Origin of the sequence: Mesorhizobium sp. (genome assembly GCF_041661565.1) — a bacterium.
In the GTDB taxonomy this organism is placed as follows: Bacteria; Pseudomonadota; Alphaproteobacteria; order Rhizobiales; family Rhizobiaceae; genus Mesorhizobium.
In genome coordinates, this window is record NZ_JBAZUD010000035.1 from 1 (window position 1) to 20,783 (window position 20,783).

Genomic DNA, 20,783 nt, shown 5'->3' on the forward strand with positions numbered 1-20,783 from the left:
TTTGCTTTGACGCAATTCCCAAGGGAAAGCGCTTGCGCGCTTTCCCGGGAATTTTTCCTGGAATTGCTTTGGCCGGTGGCCGCTACCCCCCGGGAGCAATCCCGGGAGATGCCGGCCAGTCTCTCGCCGTTCAGCGCCGGCTGGCGCGAAGCGTGGCGGTGTGGGCCTCGTCGACGGCCAGCAGTCCAGGCTCCGCCGCGTCCTTCAGGGCGACGCCATAGACCGAACCGGCGTCCTCGCGGCTCAGCCAGCCGCGATTGACTGTCGCCGCGACCCGCTTCGGGTCGCGCTGCAGCGGATCGCCGTAGCCCCCGCCGCCGCAAGCCGTGAACTCGATCTTGGCGCCGTCCTCGATCGTCTCCTCGCTGAAGGCAGGCAGCACGATCCGGTCGCTGCTCCTGAGCTTGATTGTCTCGCTCTCCTTGCCGTCGCCGCCGCCCAGCACGCCGCGTGGCGGGAAACTGGTGCCGTCGGCGGCGTAGACGATCATCATGTCGTGGTCGAGAGGGTAGAAGACGCCGCCCGTGGCGGGTGCGCCCTCGAATTCGCCGAACCCTTGCGAGCCGGGAAGGACGCCGCGCCGCTCGATGACGATCGGATACATCGATTCGTCGACCTCGACGGAGTCGAGCTGGATGAGGCCGGCATTGGCCGGGCCGCAATAGGTCAGCCAGCCGTCATAGCCATGGCGGGCGCCGCCGCCGGCATAGCCGACGAAGACCTGGTTGACATAGGACTTGCCGTTCTTGAACGGGTCCTGGCCGGAGATGACGCCGACACCGGCCGGAAGATGCGAACCGCTTTCGGCCTGTCCGTAAGGGGCGCCCATGCGCGAGAAGACGCAGTTGCCGGCGATCATCAGCCGGTCGTTGACATTGGTGGTCGCGACCGACGTGCCCACCGGATATTTCGGCTTGCCGACGACGCTCCCCTCGCGCAGCAGCACCTTGATCTGCGACTTGGCGCCCTCATTGTGAGGAATGCTCTCGTCGAGATTGTTGAAGACGCCGATGCGGCACGAGCCGGTGGCGGTGTTCTCCGAGAGGTTGAGGCCGCCCGGCACGTTGTCGATGTTGTCGCGCACGTCGACGACGATTTCGCCCTTGTCTGGATCGACATTGATGGTGATCCGCACCGGAATGCCCTCGTCGGCGACGCCGGGCACGGGGTCGTGGCGCGTTTCATAGCTGTAGCTGCCGGCCGGCAGCTTGGCGATGGCCGCCTTGGCGCAGCGAGCGCCATAGTCGAACCAGTCCTCGACGAAGCCCAGGATCGTGTCGCGCCCGTAGCGCGCGAACAATTCACCGATGCGGCGCTCGCCGGTGCGGCATGCGCCGATCTGCGCGCGCACGTCGCCCAGCCACATGTCCGGCACGCGGTTGCGCATCGTGCCGATGCGCAGGATGTCCTTCTTCTCCTCGTAATTCTGCGCCACCCGCACGCATGGGAAGTGCAAACCTTCCTCGAAGATGTTCTTGGCGAAGGGCAGATAGGTCGACGGCACCGGCGCGCCGGTATCGGCGTGATGCGACAGCGCCACGACCCAGAACAAGGGCTCGCCTTCGAAGAACACCGGCATCGCCATGATCAGGTCGGCATGGTGCGTGCCGCCGGTGTAGGGACAGTTGTTGAGGAAGATGTCGCCGCGCGTGATGTCGTCGAAGAGGTCGGTCAGCGGCCGCGTCGCCATGTCCATCGACATCACATGGATCGGCAGGGCGTCCTCGACCGAGACCAGCTTGTGGTCGTAGGTCAGGATGGCGCAGGAGAAGTCGCGCGCGTTCTTGATCACCGCCGAGCGGCTGGCACGCATGACGACCAGCGTCATCTCGCGCACGATCGCCTCGAAGCGGCTCTTGAGAACCGACATCAGGAAAGGGTCGACCCGCCGGTCGGCGACGTCGAGCTCGAGCCTGTTGATGGTATCCATAGGGTCGTTCCCTTGTGCGGTTGTTGAACTAGGCGACATTGACGACCAGATTGCCGTAGCGGTCGATTTCGCCCTGATGCTGGTTCTTGAGGTAGGCGGTGAAGGTCTCGGCCTCGACCAGGCATGGTCCGGCGAGCTGCGCGCCGGCGCCCAGTCGCGCCAGATCGTAGACCGGCACGGTTTCGACGCGCCCGCTTTCCTGCTGGTAGATGCCGCGGCTGGCTTTCTGGTCGATCGTGCCGACCTGATCGGGAAGCGTGTTCTTCTGCCAGATGTCCTGGCCGGAGCGCTTGCCGATGGCGCGCAGTTTCCAGGCCGTGAATTCGACCACATCGTTGTCGGCGCGGATCGAGTAGATGCGTTCATGCATCTTGTGGAAGGCCTCGACCAGCTCCGGCAGATCGCCTTCGGACACGGCACCGTCCATGGCTTCGAAGGGCACCTCGATCTCGAACGACTGATACTCGTAGCGGCCGAGGAAGGAGAATTCGAACTGCCGGTTTTCCGGCGTGACGCCGGCCTCGGCGAGGAAGTTGTTGCCTTTCTGCTTCAGCCGCTTGAGCGTTTCGTTGATGCCGACCGCGTTGAAGTCGGCGTCCGAGGTGAGCAGAACCGCGCTTTCCTCGGAACGGATATCGGAGATCAGGCCGCCGAAGGCGCTGAGCCCGGCCATGAAGCGCGGCACCATGTAGCGCTTGAGCCCCAGAATGTCGGCCATCTCGGCGATGTGGATGGCAGTCGCGCCGCCGCCGCAGACAAAGAAGCTGTCGCGTGGATTGATGCCCTCGCGAACGGTGATCTCCTCGATCGCCGCGACCATGTTGTGGTTGCTGGTGGTGTAGATGGCGTAGGCCGCCTCGTGCCGCGACACGCCTAGCCGCGTCGCGATCTTGTCGACGGCGGCCTCGGCCAGTTCTCGCTTCAACTGCATCTTGCCGCCGAGGAAATAGTCCGGATCGACGATGCCGAGCACGACATTGGCATCCGTCACCGTCGGCTCGGTGCCGCCCTGGCCGTAGCATGCGGGACCGGGCCGCGCGCCCGCGCTCCTCGGGCCGACCCGCAGCAGCCCGCCTTCGTCGACGAAGGCGATCGAGCCGCCGCCGGCGCCCACGGAACGGACGTCGACCTTGGGAATGCCGAGGGAATCGTCATGGATCATGCTGTCGGGCGTGACAATGATCTGGTGGTCGCGTAGCGCCGAGACGTCGAACGTGGTGCCGCCCATATCGCCGACGATGATGTCGGGCTCATCGGAGAGCGCCAGCGCCGCCATCGGCGCCAGCGTCGGCCCCGACATGACGCTGTAGATCGGCTTCCTGATCATGTCGGCGAGCGGCATCATGCCGCCGACGCAGTTGGCAAGCAGCAATTCGCCCTCGAAACCTTCTTCATCCAGCGCCGTCTTCAGCTTTTCGATGTAGGTCCGCACGATCGGATTGATCGAGGCATCGATGGCGGCCGCGATGATGCGCTTGTACTCGCGCGGCATCGGGTTGATCTCATGGCTGAGCGTCACAGGAATGCCGGCAAGCTCTTGCTGCAGGATGTCGCGCACGGCGAGCTCATGCGCGGGGTTGACCACCGACCACAGCAGGCCGACCGCGATCGCCTCGACGCCGAGGTCGCGGAACTCGGCTGCGGCCTTGCGGACCCCATCCAGAGACAGCGGTTCCAGCTCGCGACCGCGGGCATCAATGCGGCCGGCGACCGTCTTGGTCAGATGGCGCGGCACATAGGGATCGGGATAGTTGAGGCGCCACTGGAACGCGCCCTTGCGCGGACCTTCGCGCAGCACGAGGATGTCCTGGTGGCCGTCGTTCAGCACCAAGCCGACCTTGACTGTCTTGCGCTCGACCAGCGCGTTGGTCGAGACCGTCGAGCCGTGCACGACGAGGTCGATCTGCTTCATGAAATCAGCCGGGTCGAGGCCATACCCCGCAGCCGTCACGTGCAGCACATTGATGAAGCCCTTCTCGAACTCGCCCGGTGTCGTCGGCGATTTGAAGATGGCGATCTCACCCTTGCTGTTCGAGACAAGGCAGTCGGTGAAGGTGCCGCCAATGTCGATGCAGACTTGATATGCCATACGAGGTTCCCGAAAGGTTTGGTGAGTCTCAGCGCCTGGCTTCGTCGCGATTGACGATCAGGCTGACGATGATGATGACGCCCAGGCAGATCTGCTGCAGATAGCCGTCGATCTGGACAAGGTTCATGCCGTTGGAAAGCACGGTGACGAACAGCGCGCCGAGCACCGCCGCGCCGACGCCGCCCTCGCCGCCCGACAGGCGCACGCCGCCAACCACCGCGGCAGCGATCGCCTCCAGCGTGAGATTGCCGCCGAGATTGGGTTCGCCGGAGCCGGTGCGGGCGGTGAGCAGCAGCGCCCCCAGCGCGGCAAGAAGCGCGCACAGCACGTAGGCCAGCACCAGCACCGGCACGGTGCGGATACCGGCCGCGACGGCTGCCCTCGGATTGGCGCCCACAATGTACAGGCTGCGGCCGAACCGTGTCGCCTTGAGCGTCAGGAAGAGCAGCATGAACACGAGGCCGGCAGCCCAGATCGGAACCGGAATGGAGAGTATCGAGCCCTGCGCGAAGTCTGCGCTGAGGCTCTTGGGCAGACCCGTGACGGGAAAGCCGCCGCTGATCGTGGAGGCCAGGGCCAGCACGATGTTGGCCACGCCGAGCGTCGTCACCAGCGGGTTGATGCCGATGCCGGCAATCAGCAGCCCATTGGCGAGACCGATCGCACCGGCAACGAGAACGGCAGCGCCGACGCCGTAGAAGATCGACGCGTCGCCACCGCCCATCGCGACCATCGCCATGGACGCAACGACGCTGACCAGCGAGACGGTATAGCCCAGCGACAGATCGAAGCCGCGCGTCAGCAGGACCATGGTCTGCGCCATGGCGAAGATAGCGAGATAGCTTGCCTGGAGCGCGATGTTGCGGAAGTTGGCAAACGACAGCACGCGTGGCTCGACCAGGCCGAACAGCGCGAGCGTGACCAGGATAGCGATCGGCAGGCGCGCGGCGAGCAGGATCTCCTTCAGCGACAGTCCGGATGCCGCGATGGCTTGCGTCTTGGTTCCGGTGCTCATGCCTGCCGCTTTCTCAACAGAAGCCGCTCGATGGCGAGTGCCAGGATCAGCACCGCACCGAGCACGAGCGTCTGATACTTGCTGTCGACCTGGACCAGGTTCATCGCATTGGCGATCACCGCGAGGAACAACGCTGCGAGCGCCACCAGCTCCGCGCGACCGACGCCACCGCGCAGGGACACACCACCGATGACGGCGGCAGCGATGGTCTCGAGCGCCAGCGTTCCGCCGATGGTGGACTGGCCGGACCCCAGCCGCGACGTCATCAGGAAACCGGTGAGTGCGGCCAGCAGGCCGGCGAGCATATAGGCCGTGATCAGCGTGCGGGTGGTGGACACTCCGGACAGACGGGCCGAGCGCTGATCGCTGCCGACCGCATAGATGTGGCGGCCAAGTGCCGTAAAGCGCTGCATGACAATACAGGCCGCGAGCACCGCCAGCGCAGCCCACAGCACGATGGGCAGGCCGAGAAACTGGCCACGCCCGACATTGGCGATGAAGGAATCGGCCACGCCATAGATCGGTATGCCCTGCGTGAAATAGAGCGCGATGCCCATCAGCACCGACATCATCGCCAGCGTAACCATGAAGGGCGAGAGCGAGAAGGTCGACACGAGCCCGGCATTGACCAGCCCGACAAGGGCGCCGACGCCGAGTGCAACGACAAACGAGGCCAGGATGACGGCAAGCTCCATGCCGGGGAAATAGCCGCTGCCGACCAGCATGATCGCGGCCGTCACGACCGATGTGGCGGCCACCACGGCACCCACGGACAGATCGAAGCCGCCGGCCGTCATCACCAGCATCTGCGCCAGCGACGGGATGAGCAGCAATGCGAAGTTGCGCATCACATTGAGCAGGTTGAGCCGGTTGAGGAAGCGCGGTTCGATCAGCGCCGTGACCACCACCGCCACGACGAGGAAGGTGATGACAATGCCGCCCTGCATGAGAAAACGATCGAGCCGGCTCGCCTGATGCCGGGGGTTCGCGACAGCCGATCCAATCGTCGCCGAATCCGAACTCATGCGTACCCTCCGAAGTAGTGCGACAGCACCCGGGCTTCGCTCAGCTCATCATGGTCGAGTTCGGCCACCACCTTGCCCTCATGCATGACGTAGACGCGCGAGGCGAGGTTGATGAGCTCCGGCAGTTCGGATGTCGAGACGACGACGCAGGCGCCGGCCTCGACCAGCGATTTGATGAGATTGTAGACATCGACCTTGGCGCCGACGTCGATGCCGACGGTCGGCTCGTCGAACAGATAGACATCGAAGGACTTCATCAGCCCGCGCGCCAGCATCAGCTTCTGCTGGTTGCCGCCGGAGAAGGCCGACGCCTTGCGCTCGGGCGCCATCGGCCGAAGCGCGAGGTTGGCGAGCGGCGTCCTGATCGTCTCGTTCTCGCGCCAGAACTTCAGCACTGGACCGGCCGACAGCGCCGGCAGGTCGAGCGAGCTCATGGTGGCGTTCTCGCGCGCCGGCCGCGCAAGCGCCAGGCCCTCCGATCCGCGATCGGCCGGGAAATAGCAGACATTGCCGGCGAGCATCGACACGGGCGAAGGCCGCTCCACCGTCTTGTCACCCAGCTTGATCGTGCCCGTCTCGATGCTCTCCAGGCCGAAGACGGCACGGCAGAGTTCGCTGCGCCCACAGCCGACGAGGCCGGCAAGGCCGACGACTTCGCCGGCGCGCGCGGTGATCGAAGCGCCGATGACGGAGCGCTTCTGCGTGGTGAGATCTCGGACCTCGAGCCTAACCGGTCCGGGCTTGTGCTCGATCTTTGGGAAGAGCTGGTCGACCGGGCGGCCGACCATCATCTCGATCAGCCCTTCGTCCGAAATCTCGGCGGTCACGACCGTGCCGATCTTCTTGCCGCCGCGCAGCACCGTGACGCGATCGGAGAGGTTGCGGATTTCGCTCATCCGGTGCGAGACATAGATGATGCCGACGCCTCGCGCCTTGAGCACCGCAACGGCACTGAAGAGCTTCTCGGCCTCGCCATCGGTGAGCGAGGCGGTGGGCTCGTCGAGGATAAGCACCTTCGGCCGCATGCGCAGCGCCTTGGCGATCTCGACCATCTGCTTCTGGGCGCGCGACAGAAAGGCCACCTTCTCGTCCAGTGGCAGTTGAAAGCCGAGCCCGTCCAGCAACTCCTCGGCCGCCTGGCGCATCTGCCGGCGCTTGAGGAAGAGACCGGACGACTGCTCGCGTCCGAGGAATATGTTCTCGACCACGGTCAGGTCGGGCACCAGGCTGAATTCCTGGAAGACCGCCGCGATGCCGATCTCCTGCGCCACTTGCGGCGTCAGGCTGGTGATGGTGCGTCCGTTGACGCTGTAGGCGCCTTCCGCCCAGGGGAACGTGCCGGCGATGAGATTGATGAGCGTCGACTTGCCCGCGCCATTTTCGCCAAGCAGCGCGTGGACCTCGCCCTCCTTGAGGGAGAAGTCGACATTGTCGAGCGCAGCGATGCCGCGAAATCTCTTGGTAAATCCTGTAACTTCCAGCATCTCGTCCCAAGGTCCAAAGCCGGCAAATTGCCTGACCGCCGCTGGAGCAGCGGCCAGGCTGGGAGGATCGCGTTGCGAGCGCGAGGTGGTGGGCCGCGTCGGCGGCCCCTCCCCTTGCCTATTCGACCGAGAATTCCGGGCGCCAGCCATCCGGCGCAAAGATCTGGGTCGTGTCGATCTTGTCGACATTGTCCTTGGTAACGATGCCCGGGGCAACCAGCAGGACCTTTTCGTGCTCCTTCTTCTCCAGAGCCCGGACGGCGAGGTCAACGCCGATACGCCCCATGATGACCGGATACTCGGTGGCAAAGCCGAGCACCGTGCCGTCCTTGACCGCCTTCAGCATGGTTTGGTTCTCGTAGGAAGACATGATCGTCACATTGCTGAGGCCGGCATCGGCCACCGCGCCGATCGCGGCTTCTGCCGTGGGCGCGCCGCCCCAGATAACGTTGACGTCCGGATGCGTCTGCAGCGCATCCTCGACCAGCTTCAGCTGCGCCGGCACGCTGGCTTCGCCGAACATTTCGGCGAGCAGCTTGACGTTGCCGGTCTTGGTGCTGTCGCGGAACCCGTTCATGTAGGTTTCAGCCCAGCCGCTGCCCTGCGGGCCGGGGAAGGCAACCGCTGAGCCCTGCTTGTCGCCGAGATACTTCTTCACATACTCGCCGGTCTGGAAACCCTTCTGGTAGAAGTCGGGCGTGATGCGGGCCGTGATCGGCGTCTCCAGGATCGGATTGGCGACGGCGATGTTGACGATGCCCTTGCTCATGCCTTCGCCGATCTTGGCGGCCACGCCGGCTTCCGAGATCGCCGAGATCAGGATGGCATCGGCGCCCGCTGCGACGCAGTCGTCATACTGCGAAATCTGCTTCGGCAGCGCCGTGTAGCCGCCGGCCTGCAGCACCGTCACCTTGACACCAAGCCGCTTGGCTTCCTGGACGATGCCATAGTCGACCGACACCCAGTAGCTGTCCTGCAAATGCGGGAAGAGCACGCAGAGCTTCCAGGGCTTCTCCGCCTTGTCCAGCGGCTTGTACTCGATTTCCTGCACATTCTTCAGATCGCCGTTTTTCGCCGAGGCAATCTTGAAAGGCCACCAATCGGCGGCATGCGCCATTCCGGCCGAAAGGACTGTCGCCGACAGCGCCAGGGCCATAACTTTCTTCAATCCACTCATGTCAGTCTCCCATTTGAACGAGCGCCCTTGTAGGGCCTTGAGTTTACTGCTCCCGATCGATTGGTCTCAACCCGATCGCCGTCTTTGTATCCAATCTGCCACTTCTCCGTTGGCATTTCAAACTTTAAACGCGCTATTTCGTTCTTATGTATCCATTCCAACTTTTTATGACAATCAACGTACATCTTATATCTTATATGTCAACGCAGGAGGGACGGCTATCGGGTGGGCGCGACGGCAATGCCCGAAGTGCTCAACCGGGCGACCCGACCTGCGGCAGCGCGGCGTCCAGCGACCGGGCGAACGCATCGACCAGTGTGTCGACCTGGCCCTCAGTGATGATCAGCGGCGGGCAGAAAGCGATCGCGTCTCCCATGTTGCGCGAGATGACGCCGTTCTGCTGCAGGAAGCCATTGACCAGCGCGCCCAGCGCCCCGGTCTTGCCCCACGGCGTCTTGCCGGCCTTGTCGGCAACCAGTTCGACCGCGGCGATGAGGCCGACACCGCGCACTTCTCCGACCAGCGGATGGGCAGCAAGCCCGCGCAGACGCTCCTGCATGTGCGCGCCGACCGTGCGTGCATTGCCGACCAGGTCGCGCTCCTCGATCAGTTTCACATTCTCCAATGCCACGGCTGCCGCCACGGGATGGCCGCCGCCGGTGAAGCCGTGCCCGAAGGTGCCGATACGATCGCTCTCGTCGGCGATCGGTTCGAACACCTTGTCGTTGATGAGCAGGGCCGAGATCGGCAGGTAGGACGACGAAATCTGCTTGGACAGCACCATGATGTCGGGCTTGATGCCGAAGGTCTGCGAACCGAACATCTCGCCGGTGCGGCCAAAGCCGCAGATGACTTCGTCAGCCACCAGCAGGATGTCGTATTTCGACAGCACCGCCTGGATCTTCTGCCAATAGCCCGCCGGGGGGACGACGACGCCGCCGGCACCCATGATCGGCTCGCCGATAAAGGCCGCGATGGTTTCAGGCCCTTCGGCGAGGATCAGCGCCTCCAGATCTTCGGCCAGCCGGGTCGAGAACTGCTCCTCGCTCTCACCGGGTTGCGCATCGCGCCAATGGTGCGGGGTCGACGTATGCAGCACGTTGGCGATCGGCAGGTCGAACGAGAGATGATTGTTCGGAAGCCCGGTCAGGCTGGCCGAGGCTATGGTCACGCCATGATAGCCGCGCTTGCGGCTTATGATCTTCTTGCGAGCCTGCTGGCCCAGCGCGTTCGACCGGTACCAGATCATCTTCATGGCCGTGTCGTTGGCCTCGGAGCCGGAATTGGTGAAATACGCCTTGCTCATCGGAACCGGCGCCATCTGCACCAGCTTTTCGGCGAGGTCGATCAACGGCGAATGCGCCTTCGAGCCGAAGTCGTGGTAGAAGGGCAGTTTCGACATCTGCCGTGTGGCGGCGTCGATCAGCCGCTGTTCGGAGAAACCGACAGCGACGCTCCAGAGGCCGGCCATTGCTTCGATATAGCGATTCCCGGCTATGTCCTCGACATAGATACCGTCGCCCTTTTCGATGACGAGCGGGCCTGTTTCCTGATGCTTGCGGGCATTGGTATAGCCATGCATGTGATAGCGGATGTCGCGCGCTTCGGGGGAATTGGGTCTGGTGTCCATGATGGCTCCTGTCTGCAGGCCTTTCGAGCAGGAAACGTGCCGCCTCCCTCTTTGGGCGCCAAACGCTCGCTCTTGCATTGTGCTGTTTGATGCATCATGTTTCTTATAAGATATAGTGTCAAGCCCTGTGGAAGGCTGGCAAGTCCGGGACGGAAAACAGCATGGCGAATTTCAGCTTCGAGACCCTCGAGCGCGAGAACCTCGGCGAGACCGTCTACGCGCGCGTCGCGGAGGCCCTGATCAAGGGACGCTTCGCACCCGATGCGAGGCTGACGATCCGCGACCTGGCCCAATCGCTGGGAACCAGTGTCACGCCCGTTCGCGACGCGATCCTGCGCCTGATCCAGGACGAGGCGCTGGTGCAGAAGTCGGCGCGCGAGGTGCGCGTCCCCATCATCACGCTGGAGCGCTATCGGGAGATCCGCCAGATAAGGCTGAAGCTCGAAGGGCTCGCCGCGCGGGAGGCCGCGCTCAAGGCGACGGCCAAGGATGTCGATCGGCTGCGCGATCTCATCGCCCTCAACGAGCATGCGATCGCCACGAAGAATTGGACGGAAGGGCTCGAACTCAATCAGACCTTCCACTTCGCGCTCGCCGACATTGCCGGGATGGTGGTGCTGCGCGGCATCCTGAACCGGCTCTGGCTGCAGATGGGGCCGCTCATCGCAGAATCCTACCATGAAGGAGGCCGCGCCATGATCGACAACCACCACGCGGTACTCGCAGCCGTCGAAAGAGGGGATGCCGACGCCTCGGAACGCGCCATCATCGCCGACATCACCGAAGGCGGCAACGTGATCCTGGAGCGGTTGTTCAGCAGGCACGCCGCCGATACGGCAAAGGCTGGCTGAGCATGGAACAGGTTGACTGCATCGTTGCCGGCGCCGGCGTCATCGGTCTGGCGGTAGCAAGCCAAATGGCGGCGCAGGGGCTCGACACGCTGATCCTCGAAGCGGCCGACGCCATCGGCACCGAGACGAGTTCGCGCAATTCGGAAGTGATCCACGCGGGCATCTACTATCCGCAGGGGTCGCTGAAGGCGCGGTTTTGCCTCGCCGGGCGCGAGATGCTCTATCGCTACTGCGCCGAGCGCTCGGTGCCGCACCGGCGCTGCGGCAAGCTGATCGTCGCCACGGACGAAGCCCAGGAGCCGGTGCTCGCTTCCGTCTTCGCCAATGCCGTCGCCTGCGGTGTCGACGACCTTTGTTTCCTGACCGCCGCCGAGGCTCAGGCTCTGGAGCCGGCACTGCAATGCACGGCGGCACTGCTTTCCCCCTCCACCGGCATCATCGACAGCCATGCCCTGATGCTGTCCCTGCTTGGCGACGCCGAGGCGCACGGCGCCATGCTCTCCCTCAACACGCGCATCGTTTCGGGCCGTGGCGAGCCCGGTCGCATCGTGCTCAAGACAATGGACGGCGTCAGCGGCGAGCGCTTCGAGATCGCCACGTCGCGCCTCATAAACGCCGCGGGCCTTGGCGCGGTCGCGCTTGCCGGCTCGCTCAGCGGCTTCGACGAGCGTTTCCTGCCGGTGCTTCGCTATGCCAAGGGCAATTATTTCTCAGTTGCCGGCCGCGCCCCGTTCTCCCGGCTTGTCTATCCCGTGCCCGAGCCCGGTGGCCTCGGCGTGCACCTGACGCTCGACCTCGGCGGCACAGCCCGCTTCGGGCCGGACGTCGAATGGACGGATACGCTCGACTACCGCGTCGATCCGGCACGCGGCGAGCGCTTCTACGATGCGATCCGCAAATACTGGCCCGGCCTGGTCGATGGCAGCCTGCAGCCTGCCTATAGCGGGATCCGGCCAAAACTCTCCGGTCCCGGCGACGCCAACAGCGACTTCGTCATTCAAGGCGCCGCGGATCACGGCATCGAGGGGCTGGTCAATCTGTTCGGCATCGAAAGCCCCGGCCTGACCTCCAGCCTTGCGATCGCCGAGCATGTCGCGCGCATTCTGACGCCAGGGACACGCTGACCGCCGATGCAGGAGATCTTCGACGCCGCCATGCGTGAACTGCTTGGCACACGCGGCTGGTCGACCGAGCCGTCCGACCTGGCGGCGCACGGCCGCGATTGGCTGGATCGCCATGGGCAGCCGCCGCTCGGGCTCGCCCGCCCCGCCTCCGTCGACGAGATCGCCGCCGTCGTTCGGCTGTGCGCCCGGCACAACGTCGCCATCACGCCGCACGGCGGGAACACCGGGCTCAACGGCGGCAGCGTGCTGAGCGCCGGACGGACGGGGATCATCCTGTCGCTGGCGCGCATGAACCGCATCCTGTCGATCGATGCTGTCGATCTCACCGCCACCGTCGAGGCCGGCGTTGTGCTGGGCGCCCTGCATCAGGCGCTTGCCGACCAGAACCTCGCCTTTCCGCTTCACCTCGGCGCGGAAGGCAGCGCCCGGATCGGCGGCCTGATCGGCACCAACGCCGGCGGCAGCCACGCCATGCGCCACGGCATGATGCAGGACCTCGTGCTGGGCATGGAGGTGGTGCTGCCCAGCGGCGAAGTGTGGGAAGGCGCCCGCGCGCTGATCAAGGACAATGCCGGCTACCAGCTCCGCAAGCTTTTTTGCGGTGCCGAGGGGACGCTTGGCATTGTGACCAAGGCGGTGCTGCGGCTGTCGCCTCTCCCGGTAGCCCATGCGACGGCCCTGCTTGCCCTGCCCGATCTCCAGGCCGCCCTTCGCGTCGGCGCCCTCCTGCGCAACCGTACCGGCGATCTGCTGACGGCGATGGAGTTTTTCGGCGAGCCCGGCGTGATCATGGCGCTGAAGCATGTGCAGAGCCTGGCACGACCGCTCGAAACGCCGGGACCGGTCTATGTCCTGGCTGAGCTTGCCACGTCGATGCCGGATATTTCGGCCGACGATATCCTGGAAAGAACGCTCTCCGAGGCGCTTGAGGATGGAACCGTCCTCGACGGAGCGATTGCCGCAAGCAGGACGCAGCGCACCACGTTCTGGCGTTTGCGCGAGGAGATCCCGGAAGGACAGCGGCTGGAGGGCGCACAGCTCAAGCACGATGTCTCGGTGCCGGTCGCGCGGCTCGCGGCCTTTGTCGCCGAAGCGTCGGCGGCGGCGGAGACGGTGCTGCCTGGCGTCAGGGTCAATCCGTTTGGGCATCTTGGCGACGGCAACGTGCATTTCAATCTGTCGCCGCCGCAAGGATGCCGTCACTTCGCGAGCGCCGATGCGCGGTTGTCCGAGGCGATTTACGAAATCGTGGTCCGGCACAACGGCTCGATCGCCGCGGAGCACGGCCTCGGCCAGGCCAAGGTGGCGCTGGCTGACAGGTTCCGTCCGCCGACCGAACGGGCATTGATGCGCACGATCAAGGCATCCCTTGATCCGCAGAACATCATGAATCCCGGCAAGGTGGTCTGATCGCGGCAGGTCGGGCACGGCCGTCGCAACATCATCGCCGTCCTAATGTATCCATTTTGGCCGATTCCATGTGAAAACGTGATTTCATTCGGCATTGAATACCAGTAATGTATCCAATGAAGTTGTCACGAGCCGCTGGAAGCCCGGAGGAAGAGTTATGCCCGAGCATATCGCATTGGCCCCCCTGGCAGCGTGGCGGGAGCTCCGCACGACACGGGAGGACTGGGACGACGCCGATCCAGCCGTGCTGGAGTCGATGCTGGTTTCGGCCCATCTCGTTCGCGCCTTCGAGGAAAAAGTTCTGGAATTCGCCGGCCAGGGCCTCGTCCACGGCCCCGCTCACTCGGCGATCGGCCAGGAGGGCGGCGCCGTCGGCTCGACCACACTGATGCGCGCCAGCGATCAGATCAACGGATCGCACCGCGCGCATCACCAGTTCCTCGCCAAGTCGATCCGCTATGTTGCGCCGGACGGCATGGCGCATGGCACGGACTTCTCGCCGGCCATTCGCGGCCTGGCGCAAAGGTCGCTCGCCGAGATCCTTGGCCTCGCGCAGGGATTTTGCCAAGGGCGCGGCGGCTCCATGCACCTGCGCTGGGCGCAGGCCGGCAACCTCGGCACCAACGCGATCGTCGGCGGCGGCGTGCCGCTGGCGGCAGGTGCCGCCTGGGCACACAGACGCGCCGGCAAGGGCGATGTCGCCTTTACCTATTTCGGCGATGGCGCGGTCAACATCGGCTCGGTGCTGGAGACGATGAACATCGCCGCGGCCTGGAAGCTGCCGCTCTGCTTCTTCATCGAGAACAATCGCTACGCCGTCTCGACCAATGTCGAGGAAGCGACGGCGGAGCCGCGCCTGTCGGCACGCGGGTCGGCCTTTGCCATTCCGGCCTGGAAGGTCGACGGCATGGATCCGCTTGCCGTCTATCTGGCGACAAGCGAGGCGATGGACGTGATGCGCAACGGCGGTGGCCCGACCATCATCGAAGCCGACGTCTATCGCTACTTCCACCAGAACGGCCCGCTGCCGGGCAGCGCCTTCGGCTATCGTGACAAGACCGAGGAGGCTGCCTGGCGCGCGCGCGACCCGCTCGACCGGCTGGCTGCGGAAATGGAACAGCGCCAGATCATCGGCGCGATCGGGGTGGCGGCGCTGCGCGAACGGGCACTCGCCCTGATGGCCGATGTCGCCGCCGAGCTTGTCGAACAGGTGCAAGGCAAGAACCGCATCAAGCCGGCGCTCTGGCCGGAGGAAGGTTTCCGGGACAGCGGCATACGCGGAGACCTCTCCGAACTCGCCGGACTGCGCATCGAGGAGTTGGAGACCTTCGCCGGTGCGATCGTCGACGACGCAAAGTTCGTCGACATGGTGGCCGGCGTCATGCACCGGCGCATGGAGGAGGACGAGAGGATCGTGGTGCTGGGCGAGGACGTCCACCGGCTGAAGGGCGGCACCAACGGCGCGACGCGCGGCCTTGCCGCCGCCTTCAGCGACAGGGTGCTGGGCACGCCGATCAGCGAAGCCGCCTTCACCGGCCTCGCCGGCGGCATCGCCATGGACGGCCGCTATGTTCCGGTCGTCGAATTCATGTATCCGGATTTCATGTGGGTGGCGGCCGACCAGGTCTTCAACCAGATCGGCAAGGCACGCCATATGTTCGGCGGCGACATCAATGTGCCACTGGTGCTGCGCACCAAGGTCGCCATGGGCACCGGATACGGGTCACAGCATTCGATGGACCCGGCCGGTATCTTCGCCACTTCGCCGGGCTGGCGCATCGTCGCCCCATCGACGCCATTCGACTATGTCGGGCTGATGAACAGCGCGCTGCGCTGCCAGGATCCTGTCCTCGTCATCGAACATGTCGATCTCTACAATTCGACCGGGCCGGCCCCGGCCGACGATTTCGACTATTTCATTCCGCTCGGCAAGGCGAAGATCGTGCGCAGCGGCACGGCGATGACGATCCTGACCTATCTCGCCATGGTGCGGCCGACGCTGGAAGCGGTCGAGCGTCTTGGCGTCGATGCCGAAATCATCGACCTGCGTTCGCTCGATCGCGCCGGACTGGACTGGGAGACGATCGAAGCATCCATCCGCAAGACCGGCAATGTCCTGATTGTCGAACAAGGGGCGCGCGGCACCTCCTATGGCGGGCTGCTCGCCGCCGAGATCCAGAACCGGAGCTTCGACTGGCTCGACCAGCCGATCCAGCGTGTGCATGGCGGCGAGGCTTCGCCAAGCATCTCCAGGGTGCTGGAAGCCGCCGCCTGCACCCGCCCCGCCGACATCGAGCGCGGCCTGCGCCGCGTCATGGCCGACCAGGGCCGGCCGCTGGATTGATATTCAGTCAGCCGGCTTGATCGCTGGGCGCGGTCATGAAGCCGGCGGTCTCGCCACCGTCCACGCTCAACACAGCACCGTTGACGAACCCGGCCGCGGAAGACAGCAGCCAGGCGACCGCTTCGGCGACATCCTCGGGCGTGCCCAGCCGCGCAACGGGAATGCGCTTCTCCAGGCTTTCCCGCCGACCGGGAATGGCGAGCGTCCGGGCCATCATCCGCGTCGCGATCTGACCAGGGCAGACGGTGTTGAAGCGCACCTGCGAGCCGTATTCGAGAGCGAGCGCCTGGGCGAGGCCGATCAAGGCCGCCTTGGACGCGGTATAGATGGCGAGCCCCTCCTCCCCGACGAGACCGGCAACTGATGAAATCATCACCACCGAGCCGCGCCCGGCGCGCAGCCCCGCAAGCGCGTGGCGCGTGAACAGATAGGCCGAGGTGGTGTTGGCCGTCATCGTCCGGTTCCAGTCGTCGAGCGTCGTCTGCTCGAAGGCCAGCCTCGCGCCGATGCCGGCATTGTTGATCAAGCCGGCGATGCTGCCGTCGCCGATCTCCAGCGCGATGTTCACCGCACGGCGGCAGTCTGCCTCGCTGGTTGCGTCGCCGGCGGCAAAGATGGCGCCGGGAACCGCCGCCAGGACATCGTCGGCGGCGTTCTGGTCGCGACCGGTGAAAACGACGCGCGCGCCGGTTGCCGACAGGCGCTCAACGCAGGCAGCGCCGATCCCGCGCGTGCCGCCCGTCACCAGGAAGACGCGCTGTGCCGTTTCGCTCATCACTGCGCAGCCTCGTAATCGACCGGCGTGCAGAGCGGGCCGGCCTTATGAGCGGCCCAGTACAGGTCGTGGATGCGGCTGGTGACCGATCCGGGCTTGCCATTGCCGTAGATGCGCCCGTCGAGCACCGTCACCGGCATGATGCCGCCAGCCGAGCTGGTGATGAATATCTCATCGGCATCGCGCAATTCCTCGATCGGCAGCGGCCGGACCTGACAGGTGACACCCGCCTCACCGGCAAGTTCGATCACCGTCCGGCGCGTCATGCCCTCGAAGACGCCGCGATCCGGCGTGGTGATAACATCGTCCTTGACGGCGAAGATGTTGAAGCCGGCGCCTTCGGTGACGTTGCCCTTGCCGTCATTGAGCACCGCGACGATCGCGTCGTTGTCATAAGCCTCCAGTATGCCCAGGGTGAGGTCGAGCCAATGAAAATTCTTGATGCGCGGATCGAGCGATTCCGGTGGAATCCGCTGCACGGAGCTCACGACCATCCTGAGCCCGTCGCGGCGCTGCTCCTCATTAGCGATCCAGACAAAGGGCTGCGCGAAGGCGTAGAACCGGTTCTGGCAGAGCCGCGGATCGCGGGTTCCGGCCGGCGGCACACCGCGTGTGCAGGTCATTTGCACATAGGCATCGCGAAGCCCGGTGCGGCGCACGCATTCCGTCAGGATTTCGGCCATCTCCGAGGACGAGAGCGGCAGGCTCATGCGCAGGCCGCGCATTGATGCCTGGAAGCGCTCGATATGGTCGTCGAGCCGGAAGAACCGCCCCTTCCAGACATGGGTGACGTCGTAGGTCGCGTCGGATCGCAGGAAGCCGCGGTCGGTGATCGGGACTGCCGCCTCGGCAAGCGGCCCATAGGCCCCGTTGACGAAAGCCACCCCCAGTGACGGGTCGTAGGACATGCTGTCGGTCATGCAAACCTCCTCAAAAAGCAATATCGCACTATTGGATACAATGATGCCAGATTATTCGGCCAGATTGGCTATTTCTCTTGCCTACACCCACATGTTGGATACGGTCATGCCAAAATTGCGAGATGTCACACTGATCATGACGATGGAAACCAAGGATATCGGCAAGGGCCTGCCCGGTCTTCGCGGCACGGACCACATCGGCTTTACCGTTCCCGATCTCGACGAGGCGATCCGGTTCTTCGTCGACGTGATCGGCTGCGAACCCTTCTACGAACTCGGGCCTTTCCAGTCCGAGGCGGACTGGATGCAGACCCATCTCAACGTGGATCCGGCTACGGTGATGAAGCGGCTCAAATTCCTGCGCTGCCGCCACGGCTCCAACTTCGAGATATTCGAGTACGCAGCCCCCGGCCAGGACAGCACCCCACCCCGAAACAGCGATGTCGGCGGACATCACCTCGCCTTCTACGTTGACGACATGGACAATGCCGTCGCCTACCTCAGATCGCGGGGCGTACGCATGCTCGGCCAGCCCACGGTCCGCACGCAAGGTCCGAGTGCCGGTCAAAGCTGGGTCTATTTCCTCAGCCCGTGGGGCATGCAGCTCGAGCTGGTCTCGTTTCCTGGCGGGAAGGCCTATGAACGCGACACGGAGCGCAGGCTGTGGCACCCGGCAGAGCCTGCCATGTGAGTGTCTGGCCGGCGCGGATTCCCACCCGCCCGCCAATGCTCTAACATCTCCGACGGGACAATCGTCATCATCATGCGGGACATGCACAACATGGCTGGGAAACACGCCGGCGGCGGAAGCGAAGGAAACGGCGCCGGGCTGGCCAGCGGCCGTGCGACGGATGCGCTGCGCGAAGCCATCCTGTCCGGGCGCCTGCGGCCGGGAAGCCGCGTCCGCCAGGAGGAACTCGCCGAGGAGTTCGGCATGAGCCGCATCCCGGTACGTGAAGCCTTGCGCCAGCTGGAAAGCGAAGGGTTGGTCATCCTCGTCCCCAACAGCGGCGCCTGGATATCCAAACTCGACCGCGCCGAATGCATCGAGATCTACAAGATCCGCGAAAGGCTGGAGCCCCTGGCGCTCTCCGAAAGCAGCGCCAACCTTGCGCCCGAAACACTCGCCCGCCTCGAGGAGCTGGTTTCCCGCATCGAGACCGCCGACGGCATCGATGAGTTCCTCCAGCTCGACCGCGAGTTCCATCTCCTGAGCTATGAGGGCGCGCGCATGCCGCAACTCATCCAGATGATCCACAAATTCTGGAACACCACCCAGCAATATCGCCGAGCCTTCGCCGGCTTGGTCGGCAAGGCAGGCATGGCGGCGGTGTATCATGAGCATCGGTTGATCCTCGAGGCGCTGAACCGGCGCGACGGCGAACAGGCAGGCCTTATCCTCTACGGGCACATCCGCCGAACCCGCCTCCAGCTCGAACAGCACAGCGAAATGTTTGCCTAGAGCCGTTGCAGGGAAAGTGTGCAACGGCATTGCCGGAGGCCCAATTGCCGTCGGTGAGAAGCCCGGCTTCGGGATAGATGTGCCTGTCCTGTCTGGTGGTGATTGTCATGGCGGCATGCCTCAAAACGCGAGGCTCTCCCTGGTGTCGTCGATGGCGAGAACGAGCGCGCGCACCAGCTCGTCGACCTGATCCGGCTCGATGATGTACGGTGGGCAGAGTGCGAGGACATCGCCCATGTTGCGGATGATGATGCCCCGCTGGCGGCAGGCGCGCTCCACTTGCGCGCCAATCCTCATCTGCGGCGGGAAGCTCTGTTTCGTCCGCCGGTCGGCGACCAGTTCGATGCCCGCCAGCAGGCCGACGCCACGGATTTCGCCGACCATCGGATGATCGGCAAGCGCCGAAGAGAGCGCTGCCAGCATGTGGGAACCCAGCGTTCTGGCGCGGCCGACGACATCGATCTCCAGATAGATGCGCAGCGCCTCCGCGGCCACCGCGCAAGCAACAGGATGTCCCGAATAGGTGAAGCCATGTCCGAAGACGCCGTTGCCGTGAGCCTCGTCCGCGACCGCCTGGTAGACCGCGTCCGTCATGACCACGGCGGCGATCGGCATATAGCCGGACGACAGGCCCTTGGCGACCGAGAACATGTCGGGCACGACGTCGAATGTCTGGCAGCCGAACCAGTTGCCGGTGCGCCCGAAGCCGCAAACGACTTCGTCTGCCAGAAGCAGGATGTCATATTTGTCGAGCAGCCGACGTAACCTCGGGAAATAGCCCTGCGGTGGCACGATGACGCCACCCGCCCCCATCACCGGCTCGGCGATCATGGCGGCGATGGTCTCGGGACCGGCCGCCAGGATCATCGCCTCCAGCTCCTCGATAAGCCGGCTGGTGAAATCCTCCTCGCTCTCGCCGTCCTGCCCTTCCCGGTAGAAATGCGGCTTGGCGGCATAGAGAATGTCGTCGGTGTTCATTCCAAACGAGCGGTGCATGTGCGGCAAGCCGCTCAAAGCCGCGCCCATGACCGTGCTGCCATGGAAGGCGCCGTTGCGGCTGATGATGCGCCGCTTGTGCGGCTTGCCGCGCGCCGCCTGATAGTACCAGGCGAGCTTGACCATGGAATCATTGGCTTCCGACCCGGAATTGGCGAGGAATATCCGGCACGGCGACAGCGGAGAGAGGGCGGCGAGCTGTTCGATCAGGTCGATGCAGGGCTCGTTCGAGCGGTGGTTGAAGGTGTGATAGTTGGCAAGCTTGGCGAACTGGGCGCTGGCGGCGTCGGCCAGTCTCTTGTCGTTGAAGCCGAGCGAGGCGGTCCACAGCCCGGCCATGCCTTCGATGTAACGGTTGCCGGCATCGTCGCGGACATGGACGCCATCACCCCCTGTGATGATCAGCGGCCCGTCCTGCTCATGCCGGCGCGGATCCGTCTGCGAATGCAGATGCAGGCTCATGTCGATGGCACGGGCCGAATTGTGAGGCATTTCCTGGTCCCCCCGGGCAGACGATTGTTCTTGCGGGCCAAGTCAGTATCTTATAACTT

General features: G+C 64.6%; 16 protein-coding genes. 6 read left to right on the top strand and 10 right to left on the bottom strand.

Features of this window, described 5'->3' with window-relative positions; all coding sequences use genetic code 11:
- Positions 1-130: 130 nt before the first annotated feature.
- From WC739_RS08795 to WC739_RS08825, 7 genes are all read right to left on the bottom strand, one after another.
- Entirely contained in the window at positions 131-1,930 is a 1,800-nt protein-coding gene (locus tag WC739_RS08795) for a hydantoinase B/oxoprolinase family protein (protein WP_372952641.1), read from the bottom strand.
- 28 nt (positions 1,931-1,958) lie between these two features.
- Entirely contained in the window at positions 1,959-4,019 is a 2,061-nt protein-coding gene (locus WC739_RS08800) for a hydantoinase/oxoprolinase family protein (RefSeq protein ID WP_372952642.1), read from the bottom strand.
- 28 nt (positions 4,020-4,047) lie between these two features.
- Positions 4,048-5,034 carry an ABC transporter permease gene (locus WC739_RS08805; protein WP_372952643.1) on the bottom strand — a complete coding sequence of 329 codons (987 nt, stop codon included), beginning with the start codon at positions 5,032-5,034 and terminating at the stop codon, positions 4,048-4,050.
- Positions 5,031-6,059 (bottom strand): ABC transporter permease, encoded by a 1,029-nt coding sequence (locus tag WC739_RS08810; RefSeq protein WP_372952644.1) that lies wholly within the window; start codon positions 6,057-6,059, stop codon positions 5,031-5,033. Before WC739_RS08810 ends, WC739_RS08805 begins: the two co-directional genes overlap by 4 nt.
- Complete coding sequence (locus WC739_RS08815) at positions 6,056-7,543, bottom strand: sugar ABC transporter ATP-binding protein (protein WP_372952645.1); 1,488 nt, start codon at positions 7,541-7,543, stop codon at positions 6,056-6,058. The genes WC739_RS08810 and WC739_RS08815 overlap by 4 nt, the downstream gene beginning before the upstream one ends.
- Positions 7,544-7,661: 118 nt before the next feature.
- Positions 7,662-8,720: a TMAO reductase system periplasmic protein TorT gene (gene torT, locus WC739_RS08820; RefSeq protein ID WP_372952646.1), complete on the bottom strand. Its 1,059-nt coding sequence runs from the start codon at positions 8,718-8,720 to the stop codon at positions 7,662-7,664.
- Between the two features lie 253 nt (positions 8,721-8,973).
- Complete coding sequence (locus WC739_RS08825; protein WP_372952647.1) at positions 8,974-10,350, bottom strand: aspartate aminotransferase family protein; 1,377 nt, start codon at positions 10,348-10,350, stop codon at positions 8,974-8,976.
- A 161-nt stretch (positions 10,351-10,511) separates the two neighbouring features.
- On the opposite strand from WC739_RS08825, the gene WC739_RS08830 reads away from it, so the two are divergent.
- The 4 genes from WC739_RS08830 (at position 10,512) to WC739_RS08845 (ending at position 16,079) form a co-directional block, all read left to right on the top strand.
- A complete protein-coding gene (locus tag WC739_RS08830; protein WP_372952648.1) occupies positions 10,512-11,201 on the top strand; it encodes a GntR family transcriptional regulator in 690 nt (229 codons plus the stop codon).
- A 2-nt stretch (positions 11,202-11,203) separates the two neighbouring features.
- Entirely contained in the window at positions 11,204-12,325 is a 1,122-nt protein-coding gene (locus WC739_RS08835; RefSeq protein ID WP_372952649.1) for an NAD(P)/FAD-dependent oxidoreductase, read from the top strand.
- 30 nt (positions 12,326-12,355) lie between these two features.
- The gene (locus WC739_RS08840; RefSeq protein WP_372952650.1) at positions 12,356-13,735 is read left to right on the top strand and encodes an FAD-binding oxidoreductase; all 1,380 of its coding nucleotides are present in this window, start codon (positions 12,356-12,358) and stop codon (positions 13,733-13,735) included.
- Between the two features lie 157 nt (positions 13,736-13,892).
- Positions 13,893-16,079 carry a thiamine pyrophosphate-dependent enzyme gene (locus WC739_RS08845; RefSeq protein ID WP_372952651.1) on the top strand — a complete coding sequence of 729 codons (2,187 nt, stop codon included), beginning with the start codon at positions 13,893-13,895 and terminating at the stop codon, positions 16,077-16,079.
- 7 nt (positions 16,080-16,086) lie between these two features.
- Here WC739_RS08845 and WC739_RS08850 read toward each other — a convergent pair whose 3' ends face one another.
- The gene (locus tag WC739_RS08850) at positions 16,087-16,854 is read right to left on the bottom strand and encodes an SDR family NAD(P)-dependent oxidoreductase (protein ID WP_372952652.1); all 768 of its coding nucleotides are present in this window, start codon (positions 16,852-16,854) and stop codon (positions 16,087-16,089) included.
- Entirely contained in the window at positions 16,854-17,774 is a 921-nt protein-coding gene (locus WC739_RS08855) for an aminotransferase class IV (RefSeq protein WP_372952653.1), read from the bottom strand. The genes WC739_RS08850 and WC739_RS08855 overlap by 1 nt, the downstream gene beginning before the upstream one ends.
- 106 nt (positions 17,775-17,880) lie before the next feature.
- On the opposite strand from WC739_RS08855, the gene WC739_RS08860 reads away from it, so the two are divergent.
- Together WC739_RS08860 and WC739_RS08865 are read left to right on the top strand one after the other, a co-directional pair.
- Entirely contained in the window at positions 17,881-18,465 is a 585-nt protein-coding gene (locus WC739_RS08860) for a VOC family protein (RefSeq protein ID WP_372952654.1), read from the top strand.
- Positions 18,466-18,555: 90 nt separating this feature from the next.
- Complete coding sequence (locus tag WC739_RS08865) at positions 18,556-19,236, top strand: GntR family transcriptional regulator (protein ID WP_372952655.1); 681 nt, start codon at positions 18,556-18,558, stop codon at positions 19,234-19,236.
- A gap of 120 nt (positions 19,237-19,356) precedes the next feature.
- On the opposite strand, the gene WC739_RS08870 is transcribed toward WC739_RS08865, so the two are convergent.
- Complete coding sequence (locus tag WC739_RS08870) at positions 19,357-20,724, bottom strand: aminotransferase (RefSeq protein WP_372952656.1); 1,368 nt, start codon at positions 20,722-20,724, stop codon at positions 19,357-19,359.
- Positions 20,725-20,783 lie beyond the last annotated feature (59 nt).